We start from the raw sequence: 1,050 nt of genomic DNA, 5'->3' as shown, positions 1-1,050 counted from the left end.
CTGGCCGGCGCGCCCGAGCTCAGTCCACGGGCGCTGCATTTGCTCGAGGACATGCAGGACGAGTGGGCGGATCTCGACTGCCGGATCAAGGCCTATGACGACGAGCTCGCCGTGCTGGCACGGGAGCATGAGCAGGCCCGGCGGCTCGCCACGATACCGGGGGTGGGCGTCATCAACGCCACCGCGCTCGTAGCAGCAGTTGGCGACGCGTCGGCGTTCAGCCGAGGTCGCGATCTCGCAGCGTGGCTTGGGCTCACGCCACGGCAGCATTCGACCGGCGGCAAGACGAAGCTGCTCGGCATCAGCAAGCGCGGGAACAGCTATCTGCGAGTGCAGCTGATCCACGGCGCACGCGCCGCCATGGCGCACTTCGCCAGGCAGCCGACACCGACCGGCGAGTGGCTGCGCCGGCTGATAGCTCGCGCACATCCCAACGTCGCGGTCGTCGCGCTGGCGGCGAAGCTGGCGCGCATCGCCTGGGCAGTCCTCCGGCACGGCCGCAGCTTCGCCGCGCAACCCGCAATCCCGGCATGATCACCCAGTAGCGGCAGGCCGAGGCCGAGCCGTCCAAGAGGTCTGTGGAGGTGCACGACAGATGGCGTAACGGTCGATCCGGCGTCGCGGAAGCCTGATGAAAAATGTGGTGCTCGGCACCGGCGACTTTATGAGGCCCACGACGCGCGCGATCCATCTTGGCCAGGGCGTTCGCCCTGAGACCGATGGGGTGGATGGCCCCCGACCGGCGCCGCGGTGCCAAGTTGAGGGCTGTTGAACACACCATCAGGAGGCGTCCGCCATGCAGGTTGTCACGATCGGCGTTGATCTCGCCAAGCACGTGTTCCAGCTCCACGGCGTCGGCCCGGACGGAGGTGTGGTTCTGCGACAGAAGCTGCGCCGGGCGCAGGTCGTCGGGTTCTTCGCCAAGCTGCCACCTTGCCTAGTCGGCATGGAGGCGTGCGCGACGGCGCACCACTGGGCCCGGGAGATCGCGGCGCTCGGGCACGAGGTGCGGCTGATGCCCGCGCACTACGTCAAGGCTTATGTGAAGCG

1 protein-coding gene and 1 pseudogene are annotated in these 1,050 nt (G+C 68.4%); both read left to right on the top strand.

Annotation, left to right across the window (positions count from 1 at the left end; translation table 11 throughout):
• Window positions 1-534: IS110 family transposase (locus ACLF3M_RS35295; RefSeq protein ID WP_430661695.1), on the top strand; the 534-nt coding region annotated here is incomplete at its 5' end.
• Window positions 535-796: 262 nt separating this feature from the next.
• A pseudogene (locus ACLF3M_RS35290) lies at window positions 797-1,050 on the top strand (IS110 family transposase); the annotation flags it as partial.

Origin of the sequence: Falsiroseomonas sp. HW251 (assembly GCF_050563545.1) — a bacterium.
In the GTDB taxonomy this organism is placed as follows: domain Bacteria; phylum Pseudomonadota; class Alphaproteobacteria; order Acetobacterales; family Acetobacteraceae; genus Falsiroseomonas.
The sequence above is the reverse complement of the archived record's forward strand: the minus strand, read 5'-3'. Positions and strand labels throughout refer to the sequence as shown.